This is a genomic window from Kibdelosporangium banguiense (genome assembly GCF_017876405.1).
Lineage (GTDB): Bacteria > Actinomycetota > Actinomycetes > Mycobacteriales > Pseudonocardiaceae > Kibdelosporangium > Kibdelosporangium banguiense.
The window spans coordinates 10808211-10829949 of sequence record NZ_JAGINW010000001.1; the positions used below are offsets into that span (position 1 = coordinate 10808211).

At 65.0% G+C, this 21739-nt stretch carries 27 protein-coding genes and 1 pseudogene; 14 read left to right on the forward strand and 14 right to left on the reverse strand.

Annotated elements, in window-relative coordinates:
• Positions 1-9 precede the first annotated feature (9 nt).
• The gene (locus JOF56_RS48380; RefSeq protein WP_209646219.1) at positions 10-1251 is read right to left on the reverse strand and encodes a cytochrome P450; all 1242 of its coding nucleotides are present in this window, start codon (positions 1249-1251) and stop codon (positions 10-12) included.
• Between the two features lie 174 nt (positions 1252-1425).
• Here JOF56_RS48380 and JOF56_RS48385 point away from each other — a divergent pair, with 174 nt between their 5' ends.
• The 4 genes from JOF56_RS48385 (at position 1426) to JOF56_RS59050 (ending at position 3213) form a co-directional block, all read left to right on the forward strand.
• Positions 1426-2040 (forward strand): TetR/AcrR family transcriptional regulator, encoded by a 615-nt coding sequence (locus JOF56_RS48385; RefSeq protein ID WP_209646220.1) that lies wholly within the window; start codon positions 1426-1428, stop codon positions 2038-2040.
• 100 nt (positions 2041-2140) lie between these two features.
• On the forward strand, positions 2141-2323 hold the full coding sequence (locus JOF56_RS48390) for a hypothetical protein (RefSeq protein WP_209646221.1): 183 nt from the start codon (positions 2141-2143) through the stop codon (positions 2321-2323).
• A 336-nt stretch (positions 2324-2659) separates the two neighbouring features.
• On the forward strand, positions 2660-2815 hold the full coding sequence (locus JOF56_RS59045; RefSeq protein ID WP_245378716.1) for a hypothetical protein: 156 nt from the start codon (positions 2660-2662) through the stop codon (positions 2813-2815).
• Positions 2816-2985: 170 nt separating this feature from the next.
• Positions 2986-3213, forward strand: a complete 228-nt coding sequence (locus tag JOF56_RS59050) for a transposase domain-containing protein (RefSeq protein ID WP_209646222.1) — start codon at positions 2986-2988, stop codon at positions 3211-3213.
• Between the two features lie 110 nt (positions 3214-3323).
• On the opposite strand, the gene JOF56_RS59820 is transcribed toward JOF56_RS59050, so the two are convergent.
• Positions 3324-3449, reverse strand: coding sequence for a hypothetical protein (locus JOF56_RS59820; protein WP_281065990.1), 126 nt, complete (start codon positions 3447-3449; stop codon positions 3324-3326).
• Between JOF56_RS59820 and JOF56_RS48405 the strand changes: the two genes are divergently transcribed.
• Together JOF56_RS48405 and JOF56_RS48410 are read left to right on the forward strand one after the other, a co-directional pair.
• Positions 3431-3709, forward strand: coding sequence for an integrase core domain-containing protein (locus JOF56_RS48405; protein ID WP_209648930.1), 279 nt, complete (start codon positions 3431-3433; stop codon positions 3707-3709). The genes JOF56_RS59820 and JOF56_RS48405 overlap by 19 nt on opposite strands.
• Before the next feature lie 153 nt (positions 3710-3862).
• The gene (locus JOF56_RS48410) at positions 3863-4276 is read left to right on the forward strand and encodes a tyrosine-type recombinase/integrase (RefSeq protein WP_209648931.1); all 414 of its coding nucleotides are present in this window, start codon (positions 3863-3865) and stop codon (positions 4274-4276) included.
• Between the two features lie 272 nt (positions 4277-4548).
• Here the strand turns inward: JOF56_RS48410 and JOF56_RS48415 are convergent, their stop codons facing one another.
• The 5 genes from JOF56_RS48415 to JOF56_RS48435 all read right to left on the reverse strand — a co-directional run bounded on the left by JOF56_RS48415 (position 4549) and on the right by JOF56_RS48435 (position 7562).
• A complete protein-coding gene (locus JOF56_RS48415; protein ID WP_307855604.1) occupies positions 4549-5061 on the reverse strand; it encodes a response regulator transcription factor in 513 nt (170 codons plus the stop codon).
• A 223-nt stretch (positions 5062-5284) separates the two neighbouring features.
• A complete protein-coding gene (locus tag JOF56_RS48420; protein WP_209646223.1) occupies positions 5285-5566 on the reverse strand; it encodes a hypothetical protein in 282 nt (93 codons plus the stop codon).
• 76 nt (positions 5567-5642) lie between these two features.
• Positions 5643-5810, reverse strand: coding sequence for a hypothetical protein (locus tag JOF56_RS48425; protein WP_209646224.1), 168 nt, complete (start codon positions 5808-5810; stop codon positions 5643-5645).
• A gap of 345 nt (positions 5811-6155) precedes the next feature.
• Positions 6156-6878 (reverse strand): alpha/beta fold hydrolase, encoded by a 723-nt coding sequence (locus JOF56_RS48430; protein ID WP_209646225.1) that lies wholly within the window; start codon positions 6876-6878, stop codon positions 6156-6158.
• Between the two features lie 174 nt (positions 6879-7052).
• Complete coding sequence (locus JOF56_RS48435) at positions 7053-7562, reverse strand: pyridoxamine 5'-phosphate oxidase family protein (protein WP_209646226.1); 510 nt, start codon at positions 7560-7562, stop codon at positions 7053-7055.
• Positions 7563-7688: 126 nt separating this feature from the next.
• On the opposite strand from JOF56_RS48435, the gene JOF56_RS48440 reads away from it, so the two are divergent.
• The 3 genes from JOF56_RS48440 to JOF56_RS48450 all read left to right on the forward strand — a co-directional run bounded on the left by JOF56_RS48440 (position 7689) and on the right by JOF56_RS48450 (position 10607).
• The gene (locus tag JOF56_RS48440; RefSeq protein WP_209646227.1) at positions 7689-8279 is read left to right on the forward strand and encodes a TetR/AcrR family transcriptional regulator; all 591 of its coding nucleotides are present in this window, start codon (positions 7689-7691) and stop codon (positions 8277-8279) included.
• 787 nt (positions 8280-9066) lie between these two features.
• Positions 9067-9741, forward strand: coding sequence for a poly-gamma-glutamate biosynthesis protein PgsC/CapC (locus JOF56_RS59055; protein ID WP_245378717.1), 675 nt, complete (start codon positions 9067-9069; stop codon positions 9739-9741).
• On the forward strand, positions 9738-10607 hold the full coding sequence (locus tag JOF56_RS48450) for a S1 family peptidase (protein WP_209646228.1): 870 nt from the start codon (positions 9738-9740) through the stop codon (positions 10605-10607). The genes JOF56_RS59055 and JOF56_RS48450 overlap by 4 nt, the downstream gene beginning before the upstream one ends.
• Before the next feature lie 299 nt (positions 10608-10906).
• Here JOF56_RS48450 and JOF56_RS48455 read toward each other — a convergent pair whose 3' ends face one another.
• Both JOF56_RS48455 and JOF56_RS48460 read right to left on the reverse strand, forming a co-directional pair.
• Positions 10907-11686 carry a glucose 1-dehydrogenase gene (locus tag JOF56_RS48455; RefSeq protein ID WP_209646229.1) on the reverse strand — a complete coding sequence of 260 codons (780 nt, stop codon included), beginning with the start codon at positions 11684-11686 and terminating at the stop codon, positions 10907-10909.
• 45 nt (positions 11687-11731) lie between these two features.
• Complete coding sequence (locus JOF56_RS48460) at positions 11732-12559, reverse strand: NAD(P)H-binding protein (protein ID WP_307855605.1); 828 nt, start codon at positions 12557-12559, stop codon at positions 11732-11734.
• Positions 12560-12749: 190 nt separating this feature from the next.
• Here JOF56_RS48460 and JOF56_RS60980 point away from each other — a divergent pair.
• Together JOF56_RS60980 and JOF56_RS48465 are read left to right on the forward strand one after the other, a co-directional pair.
• A pseudogene (locus JOF56_RS60980) lies at positions 12750-12806 on the forward strand (hypothetical protein); the annotation flags it as partial.
• 68 nt (positions 12807-12874) lie between these two features.
• On the forward strand, positions 12875-13390 hold the full coding sequence (locus tag JOF56_RS48465; RefSeq protein ID WP_209646230.1) for a TetR-like C-terminal domain-containing protein: 516 nt from the start codon (positions 12875-12877) through the stop codon (positions 13388-13390).
• Positions 13391-13428: 38 nt separating this feature from the next.
• Here JOF56_RS48465 and JOF56_RS48470 read toward each other — a convergent pair whose 3' ends face one another.
• The 3 genes from JOF56_RS48470 to JOF56_RS48480 all read right to left on the reverse strand — a co-directional run bounded on the left by JOF56_RS48470 (position 13429) and on the right by JOF56_RS48480 (position 16893).
• Entirely contained in the window at positions 13429-15009 is a 1581-nt protein-coding gene (locus JOF56_RS48470) for an MDR family MFS transporter (protein ID WP_209646231.1), read from the reverse strand.
• A gap of 82 nt (positions 15010-15091) precedes the next feature.
• The gene (locus JOF56_RS48475) at positions 15092-15757 is read right to left on the reverse strand and encodes a response regulator transcription factor (RefSeq protein WP_209646232.1); all 666 of its coding nucleotides are present in this window, start codon (positions 15755-15757) and stop codon (positions 15092-15094) included.
• Positions 15754-16893, reverse strand: a complete 1140-nt coding sequence (locus tag JOF56_RS48480; protein WP_209646233.1) for a sensor histidine kinase — start codon at positions 16891-16893, stop codon at positions 15754-15756. The genes JOF56_RS48475 and JOF56_RS48480 overlap by 4 nt, the downstream gene beginning before the upstream one ends.
• Positions 16894-17256: 363 nt before the next feature.
• Here JOF56_RS48480 and JOF56_RS48485 point away from each other — a divergent pair, with 363 nt between their 5' ends.
• Together JOF56_RS48485 and JOF56_RS48490 are read left to right on the forward strand one after the other, a co-directional pair.
• Complete coding sequence (locus tag JOF56_RS48485; protein ID WP_209646234.1) at positions 17257-17424, forward strand: hypothetical protein; 168 nt, start codon at positions 17257-17259, stop codon at positions 17422-17424.
• A gap of 52 nt (positions 17425-17476) precedes the next feature.
• The gene (locus tag JOF56_RS48490) at positions 17477-18610 is read left to right on the forward strand and encodes a DUF6236 family protein (RefSeq protein WP_209646235.1); all 1134 of its coding nucleotides are present in this window, start codon (positions 17477-17479) and stop codon (positions 18608-18610) included.
• A gap of 174 nt (positions 18611-18784) precedes the next feature.
• Here JOF56_RS48490 and JOF56_RS48495 read toward each other — a convergent pair whose 3' ends face one another.
• Positions 18785-18931 (reverse strand): hypothetical protein, encoded by a 147-nt coding sequence (locus tag JOF56_RS48495; protein WP_209646236.1) that lies wholly within the window; start codon positions 18929-18931, stop codon positions 18785-18787.
• Between the two features lie 99 nt (positions 18932-19030).
• On the opposite strand from JOF56_RS48495, the gene JOF56_RS48500 reads away from it, so the two are divergent.
• Positions 19031-19918, forward strand: a complete 888-nt coding sequence (locus JOF56_RS48500; RefSeq protein ID WP_209646237.1) for a tyrosine-type recombinase/integrase — start codon at positions 19031-19033, stop codon at positions 19916-19918.
• A gap of 109 nt (positions 19919-20027) precedes the next feature.
• Here JOF56_RS48500 and JOF56_RS48505 read toward each other — a convergent pair whose 3' ends face one another.
• Entirely contained in the window at positions 20028-21632 is a 1605-nt protein-coding gene (locus tag JOF56_RS48505; RefSeq protein WP_209646238.1) for a hypothetical protein, read from the reverse strand.
• Between the last annotated feature and the right edge of the window lie 107 nt (positions 21633-21739).

A 21739-nucleotide genomic window follows, 5' to 3' on the forward strand; every position in this document is an offset into this window, starting at 1 on the left:
TTTGTTCGGTCACCAGGTGACGGGCAGCGACCGCAGGCGGTAGGCGATTCCTTCGAACGCGAACTCGATCTCGTCGATCGAGGTGGCCAGGCGGAGGGTGGGCACGCGGCGATAGAGCGTGCCGTACACGACCTGGAGTTCCACGCGGGCCAGCGACTGGCCGAGGCACTGGTGCGGGCCGTACCCGAACGCCTGGTGCTGGCGGGCGGCCCGGCTCAGGTCCAGCTGCTCGGGGCCGGGGAACGTGCCGGCGTCCCAGTTCGCCGCGGACAGGTCGAAGATGAGGCCGTCTCCGGCCCGCAGGATCTGATCGCCGATCTCGATGTCCTCCACCGCGATCCGGCGCACCCCCGTGTGCACAATGGACAGATAGCGCAGAAGTTCCTCGACCGCCGCGGCGACGACCGTCGGATCGTCGGTGTCACGCAGCACGGCCAACTGGTCGGGGTTCTGCAGCAGGGCCAACGTACCGAGGGAGATCATGCTCGCGCTGGTCTCGTGGCCGGCGATCAGCACGGCGATAGCCATGACGACCGCTTCGGCGGGCGTCATCTCACCGGCTTTGATCCGGGCAGCCAGCTCTGAGAGCATGTCGTCGGCCGGACGTGTCATCTTCTGCTCGATCAATCCGCCGAGATAGCCCGACAGTGCGGCGCCTGCCTCCCGCGACTGCTCCACCGTCGCGCTGTGGCTCACCGCGACATTGCTGTTGCGCTGGATGAACTCGTGGTCCGCATACGGCGCGCCCAGCAGCTCGCTGATCACCAGCGTCGGCACGGGCAACCCCAGCGCGGTGACGAGGTCGGCCGGCTTCGGACCGGCCAGCATGGCGTCGATCAACTCGTCGGTGATCTTCTGAATGCCGGGCCGCAGGGCCTCGACCCGCCTGACCATGAACCGGCCGTTGACCATCCGGCGCAGCCGCGTGTGGGCGGGCGCGTCGGTGTTGGCGACCATCGGCGGGGTGGTCGTCGCAGCGTCCGCCCGGCCGCGGGTCATGTGTGGGAATCCGGGCAGCTTCTCGTCGATGCTGACGCGTGGGTCGTTGAGCAGAGCCCGTTGGTCGGCATGGCGGGTGATGATCCACGGCGTGCTGCCGTCCCAGATCCGCACCTTCGCGATGGGTTCCGCAGCGGTCAGCTGCCGCACAGGTGCGGGCGGTTGAAAGGGACAGCCGGCCTGCCTGGGCATCGGATAGTCGGGAATGGACGGTGCCGTTTCGCCTGTGATACCGGCAAATGTGTCGGTCATGGGGCTCCCTCGCTGCGGTCTCGAGCGGCGGCCACCATCGGGCCATCCGCTAGCCGATCGACAGGCAGTCGAGCCATCGGATGTGACGTCGATCACCTGCCGTTCGACAGGTTTGTAGCTTGCCGTTCGGCAAGCTAAGGTCCGGGGGTGCCCGCTCGAGAGAAGGGAACAGATGTGGCTGTCAGAGCCGCCCGTAAAGCGTCCGATGTGCCCGACACCCGGCAGCGCCTCGTCGACGTCGCGGTCCGCCTGTTCACCGAACACAGCTTCGCGGGCACGTCCCTGCAGATGATCGCCAACGAAATGGGCATCACGAAGGCGGCCGTCTACCACCACTTCCGCACCCGCGAAGAGCTCCTCACCGCAGTGGTCGAGCCGACGCTGCACGAGCTGCGCGTGGTCATCGAAACCGCAGAGGCTCAACGCACCCCATACATGCGGGCGGAGCACCTGCTCACTGAATACGCCGACATGGCCGTACGGCACCGCGCCGTGGTCGCCGTCCTCACCGCCGACGCCGGCGCGATCGCGATGCTGCGCTCCCACCACGAATCCGGCGACCTGATCAACCGCCAACTGAATCTTCTCGCCGCCGTCAGCCCCGGTCCGGCCGGCCTCGTCAACGCCACCATGGCACTCGCCGGCATCGCCGCCGCAGCCGGATCAGGACTCGTCAACCTCGACGACAACGACGCCCTGCACCACCACCTCGTCGAGGCAGGCCGACGCACCCTCGGCCTCCGCGCACCACGCCGCCCCACCCACAACGCGGCACGCATGCAGCAATGACTGTCCAAGCGGTACAGGGTCAGGAAACGCCTTCGGCGCCGACACACAGCACTGTCTCCATTGGACTGGATCGGAACCGGTTGCAGGCCAAGGTGCGGGCGTGTTAGGCGACCCGTTTACCGGTGAGGCGGTGACGTCGGCAGCGGGTGCAGTGTTCGAGGAACACCAGGGCATAGAGACGCCGCAGTCTGATGGTATCAAGAGAGTGGACGAGAAGGAGCGGGTGGAAGAGAATCTGTTGTGCTGCAACGGGGTCCGTCCGCATCGAACTGCACTCAACTGACTTAAAGATCTTTCGGTATTTGAGTGAGGATTGTCATAAGCGGAGGCGGGTGTGGTCGAGGAAGTTGAAGCACAGCCGGTAGCTGCTGCCGACGCGTTCCAGACCGGCCTGTGCGGCGGTGTGGGCTTCGTCGAAGGGTGTCGGGGCAGAGGTTGGCCAGTTCGGTGGCTTTGACGTTGCCCCAGACCATTTCCATCGGGTTGAGGTCGTGGGCGTAGCCGGGCAGTTGCTCCACGACGAGCCAGTGTCGTTGGGTGTGGGGTGCCAGAACTCTGCACTGGGCTGCTGAGCTGCGGTGATCGTGCACCATGGACCGCAGGGGCATGATCGCGAAGCGTGGCGTTGCGACTGCTGTACCTGATCTTCATCCGGCTCGTCGGCTGGTTGGTTCTGCTCGGCCGGTCTTCCGCGGCCAAGGACGTCGAGCTGCTGGTGTTGCGGCACGAGGTCGCGGTGCTGCGCCAGGCGAACCCACACCCGCGATTGGACTAGGCCGACCGCGCGGTGCTCGCCGCGTTGGTGCGCCGACTCTCCGACCGGCTACGCGGGCACCGGTTGGTGACGCCGGGCACCGTCCTGCGATGGCATCGGCGCCTGGTCGCGTAATGCCGTTGTTTGCGGTGCGTAGTAGTTGTTCGGGAGCGTGGTGACGCGCCGGCAGCGTGATCGTTGTTCTGGTCGTGCATTCATGGATCGGGCTGTCTGACAAGGTCAGGCTGGGCGTGCTCACCCACTGCGTGACTGCGGAGCTGGTGGACGGTGCGCTGGCCGCGTGCGGCAAGCGGGATCGCCGACCTGGGGCGCTGTCGGCGAGGTTCATGGTGTATTTCACCCTCGCTCTTGCCCTGTTCCATCGGGACTCCTGTGACGATGTCGCGGAGAACCTGTGAGACTCTGTTGCCTAATTCTGAAGATGCTGGTCAGGGTGCTTTCGTATGGTGATCGTTGTGGGCGGATGATGATCTTGTGTGGCCGGTCCCTGTGCCGGCCGCGGGAGGGATCAGGTGATGTCGGTCCAGCCGCGTGCGTGGCCGGTGGTGCCCGAGCAGACCGTGCTGGTCGCCCGGGCGGCGTTCCCGAAAGGGAGGCTGGCGATGCGAGTCCGCGATTCCGCCCGGTTGTCCACGGGCGAACTGTTATGCCGAGCGATTCGTCGGCACAGGACGGCGCGAGGTCACCGACCGACTGCTGATCATCGGAGAACGTCACCTGCACACCGTGCTGGCGCGGTATGTCACCCACTACAACACCCACCGCCCTCACCGGGCGCTGCAACTCGTCCCGCCGCGACCAGGCCGCCTCATCCCACAGGACGGTCCCACCCAAATTCGCCGCCAACCCATCCTCGGCGGCCTCATCAACGAGTACAAACCCGCAGCAGCATAAGCCCCTGCTCAGAGCCCTGAGCACACTTTTGAAACCCCACAGGGCAGACGTCCACCTCGACGACCGAGTCCTCTTCGTCCGCCACACCCTGTCCAACATCAACAACACCACCCCTGTCTTCACCACACCCAAACACACAGCAGCCGCGCCTGGATCGCCCTCTCCGACCGCGTCACCACAGCCCTCCGCCAGCAAGCCCAGCGACAACCCGGCCGCGACCTCGTCTTCACCCGACGCAACGGCCAACCACTCAGACCCGAATACGTCCTACGCCATTTCCGCCAACTCACCGACCAAGCCGGACTCCCCCGCATCCGAGTACACGACCTCCGGCATTTCGCCGCCACCACCATGCTCAGCGCCCAAATCCCACTCGCCATGGCCTCCAAAACCATGCGGCATTCGACGCTCTCCACAACGACCGAGATTTACGCCCATCTACTCCGCCACGTCGCCCACGACGCCGTCAACGCCATATCCACCGCACTCGAAATCGCCGACCTCACCCTGCGCGACCACATCGCGACCACCCCAGCCATCAGCGCTGGTCAGCCACAGAGCACTTGACGCACCGACAACCCAACCCGCCCGCCACGACCACCAGAGACAACACGATCACGAACATCTCAGCAGGTAGCTGCACAAACAGCATGCGACCACAACAGCCCAAAACGCAACCAGCGAGTCTACCTCGAAAGGTAAACCCGCTGGTCAAGACCGTCGGGACGACAGGATTTGAACCTGCGACCCCTTGACCCCCAGTCCACAAAGGACTGCCACCTGCAGGAACAGAGAATCCCCTGCACAACGCAGGTCCATTGAGGTCAGTTTACAGCAACTCAGGCACATACAGGCAGAACGAACTCTCCCAATTTTCTCCCACTCCCATGCCGCCCATCGGCGGCGCAGAGCAACCAAGGAACCCGCCTACCAAAGCCAGAATCCCGACGACAGCCAGCAGTCCAAGACAAGGTAGACAGTCCTCTTGAGACTATTCGCACGAGAACCTGGCGCACTTGATGGCCGATCAAGTGCGCCTGCCACAGCAGACTTACCCACATTGCAGAGGCATCTTGGACAACCTCATGCCTCTGCCTCGCATCGGGTGGTTCCGTCAGATCTCGACGCCCTCCTGTTTCGCTGGCTCGGTGCCGCGCTCGATGTAAGTTGACAGACCAGTACAACTCGATGTTGCAAACTCGCTTAAGCTCCACCCGGTCGGCCACGTCCGTCTTGATAATGAGGCTGGCGGCGTGTTTCTCGACCATGCGAGGTGAGATGTGCAGGCGATTCGCGATGGCGTTGTTGGTCAGGCGTTCTACGAGTAGTTGCAAAACCTCATGTTCCCGCACCGTTACACCGATCGCTCGGAGGTCATCCGGAACGCCGTCTTGGCCTGTGCGCCGCTACCTCACAGGCGCACCTGCATGTCGGAGCAAAGCTCGGCACGCGGCAGCGACAGCGGCGTTGGAACGCTGATGAAAGTACTCTTCTGCACGCCGCAGCCACGCGACCGGCGTTCCCCACCCGTCGGCGATCGTTGCTTCCGCTGTCAACCGCAGCCCAAGTGGTACGTCAAGGGATAGAGCTGCTGGTCCTGCTGAACTGTAACGGCAACTTCGTTGGCATCAGCAACCTTCCGTCACGACCAAGCAAGACCACTTTGGCCAGAAGGATGCACTGCTGATTCCAGCGCATCAAGGTCTGCAGTTTGGACGCGGCCAGTTCATGGTTGCGCCATCCGGCTTCCCTGTCCAGGACAGATAGTAGAAATCTCAGTCCGTAGTGGCCACTCAGATCATCGAAGACGGACGGAGCCATGTCAGGCTCTTCGTTCACTTCCTTGCGCGCATGCACGCGGTTTCCTCAAGCAGGGCACAAACGGCATGCGCGAGTCCCAAGTTCACCGGGAAGCCTGGCTGTCGTCCGTGGCTCACTGCGGAAGCTTGGCGAGGGCTGTTTCCATTCGCGACCGCGCGGCCTCATGAGCGGCAAGTGTCGCCTCAGCCATGACGGCGTCGCGCATGTGCGACCGCAGGCCCAATTGAATCGCCGCTCGCTTCTCTGCTTCCCCGAAGTCGCCACGCAAGACTGTCCTCATGAGACTCTCTGTGTGCCAGAACCTGAAGCAACTTAACGCCGATCAAGCGTCCCCGCCGATTGGAGTTTCGATGTTGCTTCCCGGTCGCCCTTCTGCTGAGTGGACGCCGTCTCACCCCGACGAGCAATCATCGACGGCGCACCCACCACCTCCACAGTAAACACCCGATCTGGCGGAGCTACGGGCAGACCGCCCGCATCACCTCGATCAACTCGATGTCCCTTGATCGCGTTCCCAGCCCGAGGCTGACATGAGTCAATGGCCCGACGGTCGACCGAACCGGGCCGGTGTCCCTAGAGAACCGCCGTTGTCGTCTCCCGCATTCGATGATCGGGAGACAACAGGTCAGGCGGTCGGTACTCGTAGGAGGAGGTCGGCGACGGCTTCGGGCTCGCTGATCATGAGGTCGTGGCCGGTGTCGATATCCCAGAGCCGGCCCGCCGCCTTGGCGTTGGCCATGCGGGCGGGGTCGCGGTAAGGGAGGGTGTCGGTGCAGACGATGTAGGTTTGCGGGATCTCCCACAACGCGGCCTCGTTGGTCAATCGCAGTGGTTGTGTGACACACCGGTACGGGTGCGGGGTCAGCCGCGCCGTGGTCCAGGCGATGTCATCCGGGTCGGTCAGTCCATAGTGCGGGATCGGCTCGGTGCCAGGCCAGAGCACCAGTTCAACACCGTCAACGATCTTGCCGGCCTCGCGGAGGGCCTTGATCGCATCTGGAGGGGTGATGTCAGCGAGGGCTTCGCCGTTGATCGGGTTGGCGGCGTCGAGGTAGACGAGGTGGCCGATGCGGTCGGTCGCGCGGTCGGCGACGCCGGTGATGACCATGCCGCCGTAGCTGTGACCGACCAGGATCACGTCACGCAGGTCCTCGTACTCGAGCACCGTGGTGATGTCGTTGATGTGGAAGTCGAGGTCGATGTCCGGCCGCAGCAGGTGGGCCCGCTCGCCTAGGCCGGTCATGGTCGGGGTGTACACCTCGTGACCGGCTGATCGGAGGAGCCGCGTGACCCGCTGGTAACACCAGCCGCCGTGTGCGCCGCCGTGGACCAGAACGTATGTGGCCATGTTCGTTTGCTCCTTCGCAGGACGATCCTTGTCCGAACGCCCGTTATTGAGTCAATCGATTGATTCAAACTGACGAGTAGGTCACCGCGACGCGGGAGGCATTGCTGGCCGTGAGCCTGCCCCTCCGGGGTCCGCGGATGCCGTCTCCGCGGCAGGGTTGGCGGCGGCGCGGTCTCAGCGGGCCTGCATCCGGCGAACGTCCCCGCCCTTCCACAAGATCACTTCCACCTGGTCACCGCCCGGGGCAGGGCGAGTGATCACGACCTCGGTGATGTCCACGACGAAGACCGGGTCGCCCGCGACCTCCTCGGGCGCACCGATGGCGTCACGCAGCCTCGCCGCGGTGACGGGGTCGGCCTGGACCGCGCGCCCGCATAGTTTGGCGTCGCCCGGCCAACTGGCCATATCGGCTGAAGCGTGCGAGCTGGCGTGGACCGCCACCCGCGGATCGCGGCGGATGTCGCGAACCTTCTGGGAATGAGGCATCAGCATCAGTACTGCGTGGCCTTCCACCAGTCGCATGTCGATCGCGCTGATCCGCGGCGAGCCGTCCTTGCGCAGGGTCGCGACAATCTTGCTGCCGGCTTCAAGCAGAGGACCTGCATCGGCGGCAAACGCCGGGGCGGTCTCCATCACGTCGTTCCAGGTGGCCGACGTCGCGGGCAGGACTTCGATGCTGACCATGGGGCTCCCTAGTGAGATCCAGCAAGTTCGAACAGAAACGTAGGGGTCTACGTTTCTTGTCACGCTACCCTAAGAGTAGGGCCCTACGTTTTCGGGGTGGGGTGAGCGCCCTGGCTAGGAGGAACAATGAACGACCGGACCGAGGTGGCGCGGCGCGCCCCGCTGCGCGCCGACGCCCAGCGCAACCGTGAACGGCTGCTCAGCGCGGCGTTGCAGTTGCTGGCCGAGTCGAACCGGCAACTGGCGATGGAGGCGGTCGCGCGAAGGGCTGGTGTCAGCATCGCCACCCTCTACCGGCATTTCCCCACCCGCGAAGCGTTGTTCCTGACCATCTACCGGCACGAGATGCAGGAGCTGGGGCGCTGGGCCGACGAACTGGCCGCCCGGCTGTCATCGAGCGAAGCCTTGGCCCAATGGCTGATGAAGATGGGCCGCTACGCCAGCACTCGGCCCGGTATGGCCGAAGCATTCCGCGCCGCGCTGATCGATGGCGAGCAGGCGCTGATGGAAGACGCCTACAGCGAGACGACTGAGGCGTTGGGCCGGCTGCTGGAGCGAGCGGCCGCGGCTGGAGCGATCCGCTCCGACATCGGCGCCGATGACCTGTTGCTGGCGTTGTGCGGAGTCTGGGAACTGCCCGACACCCCCGCCGGGCGTCAGCAAGCCGACCGCGTAGTGGGGCTGTTGCTGGATGGGCTGCGTACCGACACCTCGTGAAGCGCCATGATGCGGTGCCGCGCCAATGACGACCACGACCGAGGTTATGGCAAACGGCGCAACGCAGCACCGGTCTACCGGTTCCCCGCCACACCGACATCATCCGCACTATCTCCGTCGTCGCCCGCACAGCCGCACGTCCGCATTCCACCGGCAGTCAACGTCGTCGGCAGGGCGTCCGCAACAATCCCGACAGTCAAAGATCACCTGAGGACGTTGCGTCAAGCATCGCCTCGGACCGCATAAGGCGCTGGGCATTCAGAAGCTGGCTCACAACGTCACCAGCGCCTGAACCGCTCGCAACATCGTGGCGCCTGGTCAGGCCATCAGCTGACGCGCTGAGACCAAGCTCCAGTGATCGTGTCGCTCCTGTACTAACTGACCCGACGACAGCAATCCGTCCCCCGCCGTGCCGCTACGCCAGGACAGCACCAAGACACATACCCGGGTCCTTAATGGACTCATCAACGAGTACCGGTACGCGGCTTGACGTGCAGCGGACTTTTCGAGCGGTACAGAATGGGACAGCCCGATCTTCAACCTCGGCGGCGTAAACCGGCCTGTCGAGGAGATCCTGCGGACCATAGTGGTCCACATCGACGACGACGCGCCGCTTGTGGCCATCGGCAACATCCACGGCCAAGGCGAAACCTGTTGCACCACCTGGAAAAGACGGGAGAGCCGTGCTGGCCGCCACCGTGACGGCCGACATGGCCGTGCTCGGAATCGCCATCGGCCTGGTGTTCTCGCTCGGCTGCTACCTGGTCTCCACCTTCTCCCCGGTGGGATGATCACACCGGGCTGGCTCGGCCTGGCCCTCATCACCGACCCACGCAGACTGTGGATCATCGCCGGAGTCACCATCGCGACCTACTTCCGCGCCCGCCTGCTGCAACGGTTCGTGATCCTCCATGGCAAGAGACTCTTCGCCACCGTCCTGCTGCTCGGTGTGTTCCTCCAGCTCACCATCTTCCCGTTCCTGCTGCGGGACCGGCCATTCCTGTTCGCCCACGGAACACTCGGCTTCATCGTGCCCGGCCTGATCGCCTACCAATGCGTCCGCCAGCCCATCAAAGCCACGCTGATCTCCACTAGCGTTTGTCACGCTGCTGTCCTACGTCGTCCTGCTCTCTGGCGTCCTGCTCAACGTCCCACCACACACCCAAAAGGACAGACGATGACCGAGCAACAGGCGGATCACGCTTGCCACAGTCCGAACCCTCGACGGATCGTCGTACCAGGTCCACATGCGGTGAAGCGGTCGCCTCGAATTCGAGACGATAGATACACGCAATCCATCCGGTCGGCCCGGCACCTCCCTTCTTCTGAGGGTGGCTGCCCACTTGGATGTCTTGGATGCTCAACGGGCACAGCCAACAAGAGCGGGGCGTCCGGGCACGGGGCACAGCCACGGACCACTGCCGCTTTGTTCGTCTGCATTCCCACTGGAGGAATTCCATGAGATTCCCGCTTGCCCGTAGAACGGCCGTCACCCTGCTGACGACCGGCTTCGCCCTGGCGCTGGTCGCGACGGCCGCACCCGCGCAGGCCGCCCCGCCACCCCCACCCAACGGCAACGTCCAGCCGCAGATCATCGGCGGCACCGACGTACCCAACGACGCCTACCCATTCATGGCCGCGCTACTGGACAAAGGCCCCGGCAGTCCCCTTGAGCGGGCGGTCTGCGGAGGCAGTCTGATCGGAGCGGCGACAGTCATGACCGCAGCACACTGTGTCGGCGGCGATCCGGCGACCCTGGAGGTCGTGGTCGGCCGCACCGTGTTGAGCAACAGCCAGCAGGGCGAAGTCCGCAACGTCACGGAGATCAGTTCGCACCCGCTGTACGGCAAACAACCGGGCTACGACATCGCCCTGCTCCGCCTGGACAAACCCGTGGACGGCATCACGCCGATCCAACTGCCGACCCGGGGCACCGACGGACTGATCCGCCCCGGCACCAAGGCCAAAGTCATCGGCTGGGGAAACACCGACACCGCACAGCCCCACTTTCCCGACCGGCTGCGCCAAGTGGACGTCCCCTTCCTGTCCCACAACGAGTGCGAAATCGCCTACCCCAAGGAGATCGGCCTCGACGCGTACAACAGGGCCACGGAAGTCTGCGCCGGTGTCGAGGGCAAGGACTCCTGCCAAGGCGACAGCGGCGGCCCGCTCTTCCGTACCGTGCCGGGCACCCAGACCTACATCCAGATCGGCATCGTCTCCCGCGGCGAAGGCTGCGCCGCCCAAGGCGGACCCGGCGTCTACACCTATATCGGCTCCAAGGTGCTGTGGGACACCATGAGCGAGGCCAAAGCCGCACAGCGATAGGGAAACCCGGGGGCGCTGACGGCGCCTCCACCCGGCAACATCAACATCTGGGCGGATTTCCTCGGAACGGTCGATCGGACTACGCAATGACCAAACTGAGGGCCGGTGAACCGGGTCGCCCACTTTGTTGACCGCGCACGGCCTCAGCGATCCGGCTCGTGCGCCGACGGCAGCTGGATTCGGATATCGGGCGGTGCAACGAACGCCGAGGCCTGCGCCTGGCTTCCAGCGCTACGACGTGCCTGTGCCCCCGCTCGCGTTGAGCTGGGGGCACAGGCGTTGTAGCAGTGGCCGGGAAGTTACGCAGCGGTCTCGTCGGTGGTGTCGAGGTGTTGCGTCATCATGGTTTGACCGGACGTCCAGCCACCGTCCACTGTGATCTCCGCACCGGTTGTGTACGAGGCAGCGTCGGAGATCAGGAAGGACACCGCTTCGCCGATCTCCTCTGGCACGCCGATCCGTCCCAGCGGGGCCAGGGGGAAGTTGCCCTCGCCAAGCTGAGCGTCACGCTCGATGGTCATCGGGGTGTAGATCACGCCGGGGTTCACGGCGTTGACTCGGATCCGGTGTTGGCCCAGCTCCGTCGCCGCGATTTTGGTCAGGCCGCGCACGCCCCACTTGGACGCTCCGTAGCCGGAAACGCCGGGAAGCCCGATCAGTCCGGTAATGGAGGCGATGTTGACGATCGAGCCGCCGCCTGCCGCCTTCATCGGTTCGATGACCGCCCTCAGCCCCAGAAAGACTCCCGTGAGGTTGATCTTCAGCACGCGTTCGAACTGCTCCAGCGTTTCGCTCTCGATCGGCGAGCCGGTGGCGACCCCGGCGTTGTTGACCAGACCGTCCACTCGGCCGTAGCGCTCGACCGTCGCCGCCACTACGCTCTGCCAGTCGTCCTCACTGGTTACGTCGTGCTGAAGGAACACGCCTTCGATCTCTATGGCGGTCTTCTCGCCTTCCTCGCTGAGCAGGTCGGTGACCACCACTTGGGCCCCGTCCCGGGCCATGCGGGCGGCCGCCGCAGCGCCGATCCCGCGGGCGCCACCTGTCACGATCACTACCTTGTCCTGCAGACCAGACATGATGGTCCTCCTGTTGTTCGTAGAGTCGTTGAGTCGAGCCAGCGGTCAGACGTTCCAGACGCCCGTGGCTGCGGTTTCGCGGGCGTAGTCGGAGAAGTCCTTGGGTTTGCGGCCCAAGGCTTGTTCAACACCGTGCACCAGGTAGGAGGTCTTGCCGCCCAGGCTTTCGGCGAACCCGTCCGCGACTTCCTCCGGCAAGCCATTCGCCACCATGACGGCGCGGAACTGCTCCAACGTGAGCGGGGTGAAGGTGATCTCACGCCCAGCAGCCTTGGACAACTCCGCGGCTACCTCGGCGAACGTCATCAGGCGCGGGCCCGAAAGTTCGTAGATCTTGCCGATGTGGCGATCGTCGGTGAGCGCGGCGACCACCACGTCGGCGATGTCGTCGGCGTCGACGAACGCCTCCCCCGCACCGGCGACCGGCAGGGCGATCTCGCCGGCCACGATGGCTTCCAGGAAGAAACTCTCACTGAAGTTCTGGTTGAACCAGCCGGGCCGAATCACAGTCCAGTCGGCGCCGGAGTTCTTCAGGCCGTCCTCGACAGCGTGCAGGGTCGCATCGCCACGGCCGGACAGCAGCACCAGACGCCGGGCACCGCAGGCCACCGCTGTCCGGGAGAAGGCGTCGATCTGCTCGGCGGCAGCCGGTTGGGTGAGATCGGGGTGCACGACGTAGACCCGGTCGACCCCATGGAGCGCCGCTTTCCAGGTATCGGGGTCTTCCCAGACGAATGGCGGTTGGCCGCTGCGTGATCCGATCCGAACCGGGTGACCTTGAGCGGCGAGCCGTTCGACGACGCGGCGGCCGGTCGTCCCGGTGCCGCCGATGACCAGGGCAATGGGGCGTGGGCGGGTAGGTGGACTAGACACAACTCTCCTTCTGTCGCGTAAACCAAAATCTGTTCTGTACGCCGTACAGTTACTGTACAGCAGACAGGCTGTCTGCGTGTTTCAGCGAGGCGACGCGGTAGATTGGCCGCATGACCAGCAGCAAGCCGACGCGGCGCGATCGACTGCGGATCGAGACCACAGCCGAGATCAAGAGTTGGCGCTGCAACTGATGGCAGAAGCTGGCCCTGGCGCTATCACGTTGCGCGCCATCGCCCGTCAAATGGGAATGTTCCCCAACGCCATTTACGGTTACTTCTCCACTCGCGACGACCTGGTCACGGCACTGATCCGGACGTGTACACCTCGCTCGCCGATGCCGCACAGGGTTCGACCAACGACCCGGATCCGGGTGCCCAGGTTCAATCATGGGCCCACGCCGTCCGGAACTGGGCGCTGGCCAATCCGGAAGGATTCCGCCTCATTTTCGGCGAGGCCGTCCCTGGATATATCGCCCCCACGGGCGGCGCGGCCCTGGAAGCCGAATTGCGGTTCTGCACAGGACTGACCGCCCTCGCCGCCGCAGCCTGGCCGAGCGCCGCATACCTCTACGCCGACAGCGAAATCCAGTGGTCAGACTTCGAATCCGACCTACTCGACTTGGTCCGCCCGGCGTTCCCAGACCTCCCGCCCGCGGGCGTGGCACTCTCGGTGTACATCTGGGGCCAGGTACACGGCCTGGTGTCGCTGGAGATCTACGGACACCTCCGTACCCCAAAACCGAGCCGCGACAAGCTCTTCCGCGAGCAAATGACCCGACTCGTCCGATCATTGGGGCTCGTACCCAAGGCTGGTGCGTTCCCAGACCTGTGAGACTCCATCAAGCGATGCGAAAGAACAGCAGCGGCCGGTTACACCGCTGCCCGGGCTTTCTCGGCGGTGTCGCCACCAGGTTCCGCCGTCTCGATCGTGGCACGCAAGGGTGTTTCCTTGATGAACACGACAAGGATGAAGCCGGCGAGGACCATGGGAATGAGGGTGGCGAACACCGGTGTGAGGGCGTCGTTGTACGCGCCGACGATGGTGTCGCGGATCGCATCGGGCAAGCCTCGAACCGCGGCGGGGGTGAGTGAGTTGAGGTCCCCCGTGTTCCCGGTCCCCGTGGGCATGCGCTGCGCGAGGAGATCGGTGAGCCGGGAGGAGAAGAGGGCTCCCACGATGGCGCCGCCCAGAGAGCCGCCGATCTCACGGAAGAAGTTGTTCGACGCCGTCGCCGTGCCGACCTGCGAGTCCGGGAACGAGTTCTGCACAACCAGGACGAGGATCTGGATCCCCAGCCCGACGCCGAGTCCGAGGACGAAGAGGTAACTGAGCAGGAGCCACTGCGGGGTGTCGACGGTCAAAGTGGACAACAGCCAGAGCCCGACGCCGAGGCCGACCATGCTGGCCATGGGCATCCACTTGTACCGCCCGGTCTTCGCGGCGAGCTGGCCGGTGGTGACCGCACCGACCATGAGCCCGCCGATCATCGGCAACAGCATAAGCCCGGAGGCGGTGGCGTTCACACCGGTGACCATCTGCAGGTACGTCGGCAGGTAGGCGATCGCACCGAACATGGCGATACCGATGAACAGGCCGGCGACAGTGGCGATGACGAAGTTGCGGCTCCTGAACAACGCCAGCGGGATGATCGGTTCGGCCGCCTTGTACTCGGCGACGACGAACAGGGCGCTGAACACGCCGGCGCTGACGATCAGCCAGGTGATGGTCGGCGAGTCCCACTTGTATTCGGTGCCGCCCCAGGAGGCGATGAGGATGATCGAAGTCACGGCGATCGCCATCGTGACGACACCCCAGAGGTCGAAGCGGACCTTGCCGTCGTGGCGGGGCAGCTTGAGAAAGACCGCCGCCAGGGCGATCGCGGCGATGCCGAGAGGGATGTTGATCCAGAACGCCCATCGCCAGTGAGCGCTTTCGGTGAACCACCCGCCCAGCAGCGGACCGACCACGGCGGAAAGCCCGAACACCGCGCCCATGAGTCCCATGTACCGGGGCCGTTCACGCACCGGGACGACATCGGCGATGATCGCCTGGGCGAGGATCATGAGCCCGCCGCCGCCGATACCCTGTACGGCGCGAGCGATGACCAGCCAGGTCATGTCCTGCGCGAGTCCACCGATCACCGAGCCGACCAGGAAGATCGTCAGGGCACCGACGAACAGGCTCTTGCGGCCCATGAGGTCACCGAGCTTGCCGTAGATCGGCATTGTGATGGTCGAGGCGACGAGGTATGCGGTAGTGACCCACAGCATGCGGTTCACTCCGCCGAGTTCGCCGACGATCGTAGGCAGCGCTGTGGAGAAGATCGTCTGGTCGAGGGAGCCAAGCAGCATTGCCACAAGAAGCCCGGCGAAGACGGGAAGAACGTGGCGAGTGCGTGCGGTCTCCGCGGCGACGATGGCGTCAGGTGCGGGGCGGGTTGATCGAGTCACTCTTCCATCGTCGGCCGTGTGTGCCGCGAGGCGCGTCGCCTTGGCGCGTCATCTTGTGTACTGCGGTCGCGGTACACAAGCGTCATCGCCCTGGCGTGAGGAGCCCTGTCTCATAGGCGATGATCACCAGCTGGGCGCGGTCGTGTGCGTGGAGTTTGGCCATCACCCGGTTCACGTGGGTTTTCGCGGTGTGGGGTGAGATGTACAGCTCAGCGGCGATCTCCTGATTCGACCGCCCTCGTGCCACGAGCAGCAGAACCTCGTGCTCACGCTCGGTGAGTTCGGTGAGCTCAGGCACGGTGGCGAGGGGATGACCGCCCGAGGTCTGGACGTAGCGGGTGATCAGGCTGCGCGTCGCGGTCGGCGACAACAGGGCGTCGCCGGCGTGGACCGCGCGGACAGCACGGACGATCTCGTCCGGCTCGGATCCCTTTCCGATGAAGCCGCTCGCGCCGGCTCGCAGTGCACCGACGAGGTTGTCGTCCTCTTCGAAGGTCGTCAGGATCAGCACTCGCGCATGCGCGAGCGCCGTGTCCGCGCAGATGCGCCTCGTGGCCTCGATACCGTCCATTTCGGGCATGCGGATGTCCATCACGATCACGTCCGGCCATACCGCGACGGCCTGTCTGACGGCGTCAGCACCGTTGACGGCCAGCCCCACGACGGTAATGTCCTCTTCGCCAGCGAGGATGTCGGTAACGGCTTGCCGGATGAGGGGCTGGTCGTCGGCGATGAGTACGCGGGTCACGCTGATCCTTTCTCCGGCAACGGGATCGCCGCCGTCACCGTCCATCCACCCGGTGCCGGGCCTGCATGCACTACGCCGCGCACTGATGTGACGCGTTCACGAAGCCCGATCAATCCGACCCCGAAACCGGCCGGTACCGTGGCCGTACTGTTCTGGACCGTCGCCATGTCCCGCACCGGGTTGGTGACGACGATCCGGACGGTCCTGTCTGAGATTTCCAGCAGCAGTTGCGCCCGGTTCTCGGCGCCATGCTTGTGAGCATTCGTGAGGGCCTCCTGGATCACCCGGTACGCAACCAGCCCGACGGCGCCCGTCACCGAGGAGAGGTCCCCATCGACATGTGTGCGCACGTCAAGCCCGGTCTCCTGGAACCGCGCAAGGAGCGGGCCGAGATGGTCCAGATCGCACTGCGGGGCCCCGTCGTCGCGAGGGTCGTCGGCACGGAGCATGCTGAGCAGACCACCGATCTCTCCCAGAGCCGTGCGCGACGCCTGCCGAATCGTGCCCAGCGCCGTCCGGGCCCGTTCAGGATTGGCATCCAGAGTCGAGGAGGCCACGCCTGCGTTAAGGCTGACCACGGCTATCTGATGCGCGACCACGTCGTGCAGGTCACGGGCGATCCGCAACCGCTCCTCGGTGACCCGGCGGCCGGCTTCCTCTTCCCGAGTCCGTTCGGCACGCTCCGCGCGTTCGGTGATCGCCTCGATGTAAGCCCTCCGCGTCCGCGCCCCGTCCCCAGCGGCCGCAGCGAACGCGACGGCAAGGGCGAACTGGAACACCAGCGGATCGAGCACACCCCCGCTCGCCGCGAGCATGCCCAACAACACGATCACGACGACCACAGATCCGCCGATCACCATCGTCGCCCGCCGGGTGGACCGGTTCGCCGCCCCGAACACGGCGATGCACACGGTCAGAGTGACACTGGGTGACAGCGCGCTCGTGAGCGCCGCCACCGCGTAGAACCCGAGACTCACCGCGAGGACCGGAACCGGCCAGCGCCGCCGGAACGGCAGGACACCAGCGGACGCGATCACCAACAGCATCATCGCCCACCCAGTCGGGTGCAACTCGTCACCCGGGTACGGCACGAACGTGGCGACCACGACAACCACCGCCGCGATGACGTCTCCCACCCAGGACGCCAGGACAGAACGAGGCGCCAGAATCGCTTCCTCACATGCGACGCGTCTCGACGTACCTCTCGCCCTACCTCCTGCCGTCACACGTCCAGTGTGCACGGTGCAGACCTACGGGCGAGTCACCCCGCCGCGCCATCCGCATCTACTGCATTCGCGGTATCGAAGACTCCGCGCTCCGATAACGCACAAGGTCCCTGACGTCCCGTGGCCACATGCCGGAACACCATCGAGCTACATCTGAGCCCTGGCTGCTGAAACCACCAGCCCATCGAAACGCGCTCTTCTGCCGATGAGCACGTTGCAGATCGCATGTGAAATGATGTTGCTGGTTTTGCCTGGTAGTGAACGATGATCGACATGACTGAATTTGACAAGTCGCCCGCGGGGCAGCGCTTCTACGAGGCCGTCTCGCGCTGGCTGGCGGAGCCGATGCTCGGTCCTGCCCGCATGATCGACACGACCTGCGCGGCGCAGATCGGGAGGCATATCTTGATGTCGCGTCCTACTGCATCTATTGGAAGGTGAGCTTCGTCGAAGAATGCGGAGACGTTCATCGGTGGCAGCGAGGAGGACTGGCGTGGTCAGCGGCTTTGGCTTGTACTATCCACACGTTCATTTCCGGGATGCGGCCTGGTTGAAGAACGCGGCCTTGCATTGGGATCGTCTCGACCGTTTCTCCGCCGATGACGCGGAGTCGACACTACCGAGCTTGTCCCAAGCCGAGATCGAACTGGCAGCCGCAGGCTTCATCGGCCATATAACTCCCAAGACAAGGCAACTGGAGCGGGCAGGCCGGGAGTTCGAATCAGTTCTGGCCGACGTCAACCCAGGCGACCGTCGTCAAAGTCCTGACGAATACGACATGGCCAACGGTGTCGCGGCCTGGAAGATGTCCAATTCGTTGGTCGAACGCCTGATCGACAGCGGTTTAGGCCAACTAGAGCACGGCAGGTTGCGGATGAACCCCACACTCGCGCACGCCTATCTGTTGGTACTCGGACGACAGCTCGCACGAGAACGAGGAAGCTGCCTGGTCGCCGACAACGAGTTCGAGCAGGCAGCCAGCACCATGGCCGCCAAGCGCCTCGTCGCCGGAATGCTGAACCAGCCAAACTTGCCAGTCTCCCCTGAAGAACAGAAGGTCTTGTTGCTCAATATTGCCATCACCACCGCGCTGCCACGAGGAATCGACGACATACCACCGCGCGAGATCATCCGATTTCGTGAGAAATATGCTGACCGGCGCGTCGAGTTCAGAGAAGCGGTCACTGGGATGGTCAAGGAAGCGACCGAACTCGAGGATATCGCGGACCGACAAATCCTGATCGATCACCTGCAGGCGCGTTACGACACGCGAATCCGGCCCAAGCTGGAGCAGCTTGAACGCGCGATGCGCCATCACGGCTGGTTGAATACCACGCTGGGCGCAGTGAATATCCAAGCGGCGACCCCGTCCGTCGCCACTGGCGCACTCGCGCTCCTCGCCTTCCAGCCGCCGCCGGCCGCCAGCGCAGGTATCGGACTGGGCGCGTTCGCACTCGGCGTCTGGCGTTCCGCACGCGACGGCCGCCGAAAGCGTGAAGAGATCCTCGACGACACTCCCCTCTCGTACCTGCACTACCTGAGCACGGACGAGCAACTCACGCCCAGCAAGCTGTTGGGACGAGTTCGAACTGCGGCAATACCGTTTCGATACACCTCTCGTCGATGACAAGGCAAAGGCGCCATGCGCGGAGGCGCGCCCAGACCACGCCGGCTCTGCATCGCGTGAGTCTCTGCGCGACATACACACGCACCTACGCATCGGTCATTGACGACGGCCAGTTCATTATGCGCCCTCATGCCGCGACGTGCGGTGTGACCGAACCCGTCACCTCGATTGGTTTCAGGCTTGGTTCTCTTTGGCCAGGTCGTTGTTGATCCATCGCAAGGCGCTTACTGCGTTCGAGTACCGCAGGTGCCTCGGGTTTGGGTTCGACTTGGGCTCGCACTGCTCCCGCATCATCTCGTGCAGCCGGTCCGCGTCCGTCATGCCAGCAAGCCTGGTCGGTCGGTGGAGACACGCACAACGCCGTCTCCACTCCGCCATCTGGATTGGTGTTCGGCGCGTCCGTGCTCAGCCTGAGACGTCATGGAGCCCTCAAACCTGAACGACACGGTGTTACGACTGGCGGCCCTGGCCTACCTCGGCCGCTACACCGGCGTCTCGCGGACGCATTCGGAGTCGGACCTGCGGATCTTCTTCGCCTGGTGCCAGGAGCGCGAGCTCGCACCGCTGGCAGCAGAGCGAGCGCAGATCGAGCTGTACGTGCGGTGGATGCAGGAAGTCCGGCGGTTCAAGCCTTCCACGGTGTCGCGCAGGATGTCAGTCGTCACCGGCTTCTACCGCACCTGCGTCATCGACACGGTGCTCGAACACTCGCCGGCCGAGTATGTGCGGCGCCCGGTGGTGCCTAGCGAATCGCCGACACTCGGCCTGTCGCATCTGCAGTTCGAGGCGCTGCTGACCGCCGCGCGGGAATCGGCCAACCGGTTCGACTTCGCATTGGTGGCGATGCTCGGCCTGCTGGGATTGCGGGTTTTCGAAGCCTGCGCCGCGGACATCAGCGACGTCGGCGAGGAACATGGACACCGCGTTCTGAGGGTGGCCGGCAAGGGCGGCAAGATCGTGCTGGTGCCGCCGGCGGTCGGTCGGGCGATCGACCGGGCCGTCAGCGAACGCGACCTCGGCCCGATCCTGCTCAACCTGCGAGGCGTGCGCATGGACAGACACTGCGCAACCCGACGGCTACACAGACTGTCCGAGGTATCGGTGGTACGGCTGCCGCGAATGCATCCACACATGCTGCGCCACACCTTCGTGACCACGATGCTCGACGCGAGCGTCGACCTTCGTGACGTTCAGATCGCGGCTCGGCATGCCGACCCACGCACGACCATGCGCTACGACAGAGCCCGCAAGAACCTTGACCGACACCCGAACTACATCCTGGCGGCATACATGGCATCCGCAACCTGACACCTGATGCACTGTCCTGCCGACGAGCGTATGTCGACAGTCTGGCAAGCGGCACTACACCGCGAACTGATATGAGCTGGTGGTCCCGCAGCAACCTGATTGCGGCGTCCTAAGGCGAGTGCTCGTTGGTATCCGCACGAGCACCTGGTCGGCCCTTTACTGCTGGATCAAGCCGCTGGATCGGGTCCCGGCCAGCCCACCAGCCGACCGTGACCACCACGAACAGGCTCACCACTGCGACGATCAGACCTAGTCCAATGGCAGAGCCGCGCTCCTGCGGGTAGCCCACCGTCCAGCCGAGCATGGGTCCGACGAACGCCAGTCCGGTCAGTACAGCGGCGGCGGCGACCATCGCCGCGCGCGAGCGGAGCAGTACCCGTTGAGTCAGCGTGAGAACGGTGCCCGTGCCGACCAGACACAGTGCAATCGCCAGCCAGGTTCCGGTCGACGTCCTGGAGGTTGCGCGGAGGAATCCCACCATGCCGATGATCAGCATTGCCACCAGGACGAGAACGCCGAGTGAAACCAGTACGGCTGTGAGCCCGAATCCGATCCGGGCACGGGCACGGGCGCGGCCAGCCGCCACCGACATCCCGATCAGCAGCGCCAACAGGGTGATCAGTCCGGCTTTGATGATGTCGTCTCCGATCGCCCGGCCGAACGCGATGAGTGGCGCCGGCCGGATGTCCAGCCCGGTCGCGGCGTCTACGACCGGCACGCGGCGCCAAGCGCCGTCGATGCTGCGGACCGCCAGCCCGTCCGCGCCGTTGGCCACCATCACCTCGTGTCCACCGGGGACAGCGCGGACCAGGATGTCCACGCTGGCCACTTCGTCGTCGCGGGTCACCCCGCCAGGAGTTGGGTGCTGGCGCAGGACGAACGGCCACCGGCCGGCGGGCACCTCCCAGGCGGTATGCCAGGTCTGGCCAGCGTCAATCGTCTCGTCAACGCCGAGCAGGCGGCCACTGTGCGGCGGCGACTCACGAGGGTTGAGGCCACTGCCACCATGCACCCGGTAGCAGTGCCCGGCGTCATGGGGCACGCAGGCTTCGATCTGCCGCTGGCGCGTTGACAGCGGCCCGGATGGCGCGTCCGACAGAAGCGTCCAGTCGTCGACGCCCGACCGGGAGCCGTAAACCTGCCAGCCCACCTCGATCACCACCTGCGCGCCCTTCTCGACGTCGCCCTCGCCGGGGCCTCTCACGGAGTCGACCGACGGGAGCGTGTCGCCGGGCGCCGAGGTCGCGGTGATCGCCAGAACCGTGAACGGCACCGCGAGTATCACCCGCAACCGGAAAGCCAGACTGTCGGGCAGTGGCGGGGCCACCGCCACCTGGCACCAGGCCCACCAGGCAAGACCCAGCGCGGGCAACGCGAACAGGTCGCTCGGATCAGCCAGGATGACCGAAGGCCCGTTGACCACCGACCATGCCGCCGATGCGACCTCAGCGCCCGCAGGGGTCAGCTTGACCAACGAGAATCCGACTCCGGTCAGCAGCACCGCGGCGGCGGCGCCGATCCGGTGAGCAAGCAACAAGCCGAACAGCAGTCCGAGCGCCGGCGGTGCCATCACCAGCCCGGCCACGTCGCTGAGCTTGCCGGTGACGACTCCCGGCCACGCCTGCTTGAGCACATGGTCGTTGAGCAGCAGCACCGCAGTGGCCCCGACGGTCAGCGGATGCGCCACCCAGCGCAGGAAAACCCCAGTTCGCATGAGGTACAGCCTGCGGTGCGGTGATCACGGCCGTGACACAGCCCAGCCCCAGATCAGTGCAGGCGACGCTCGGAGGTTGCGGTTTGATCGCGCAGGGAGCGGGTCCA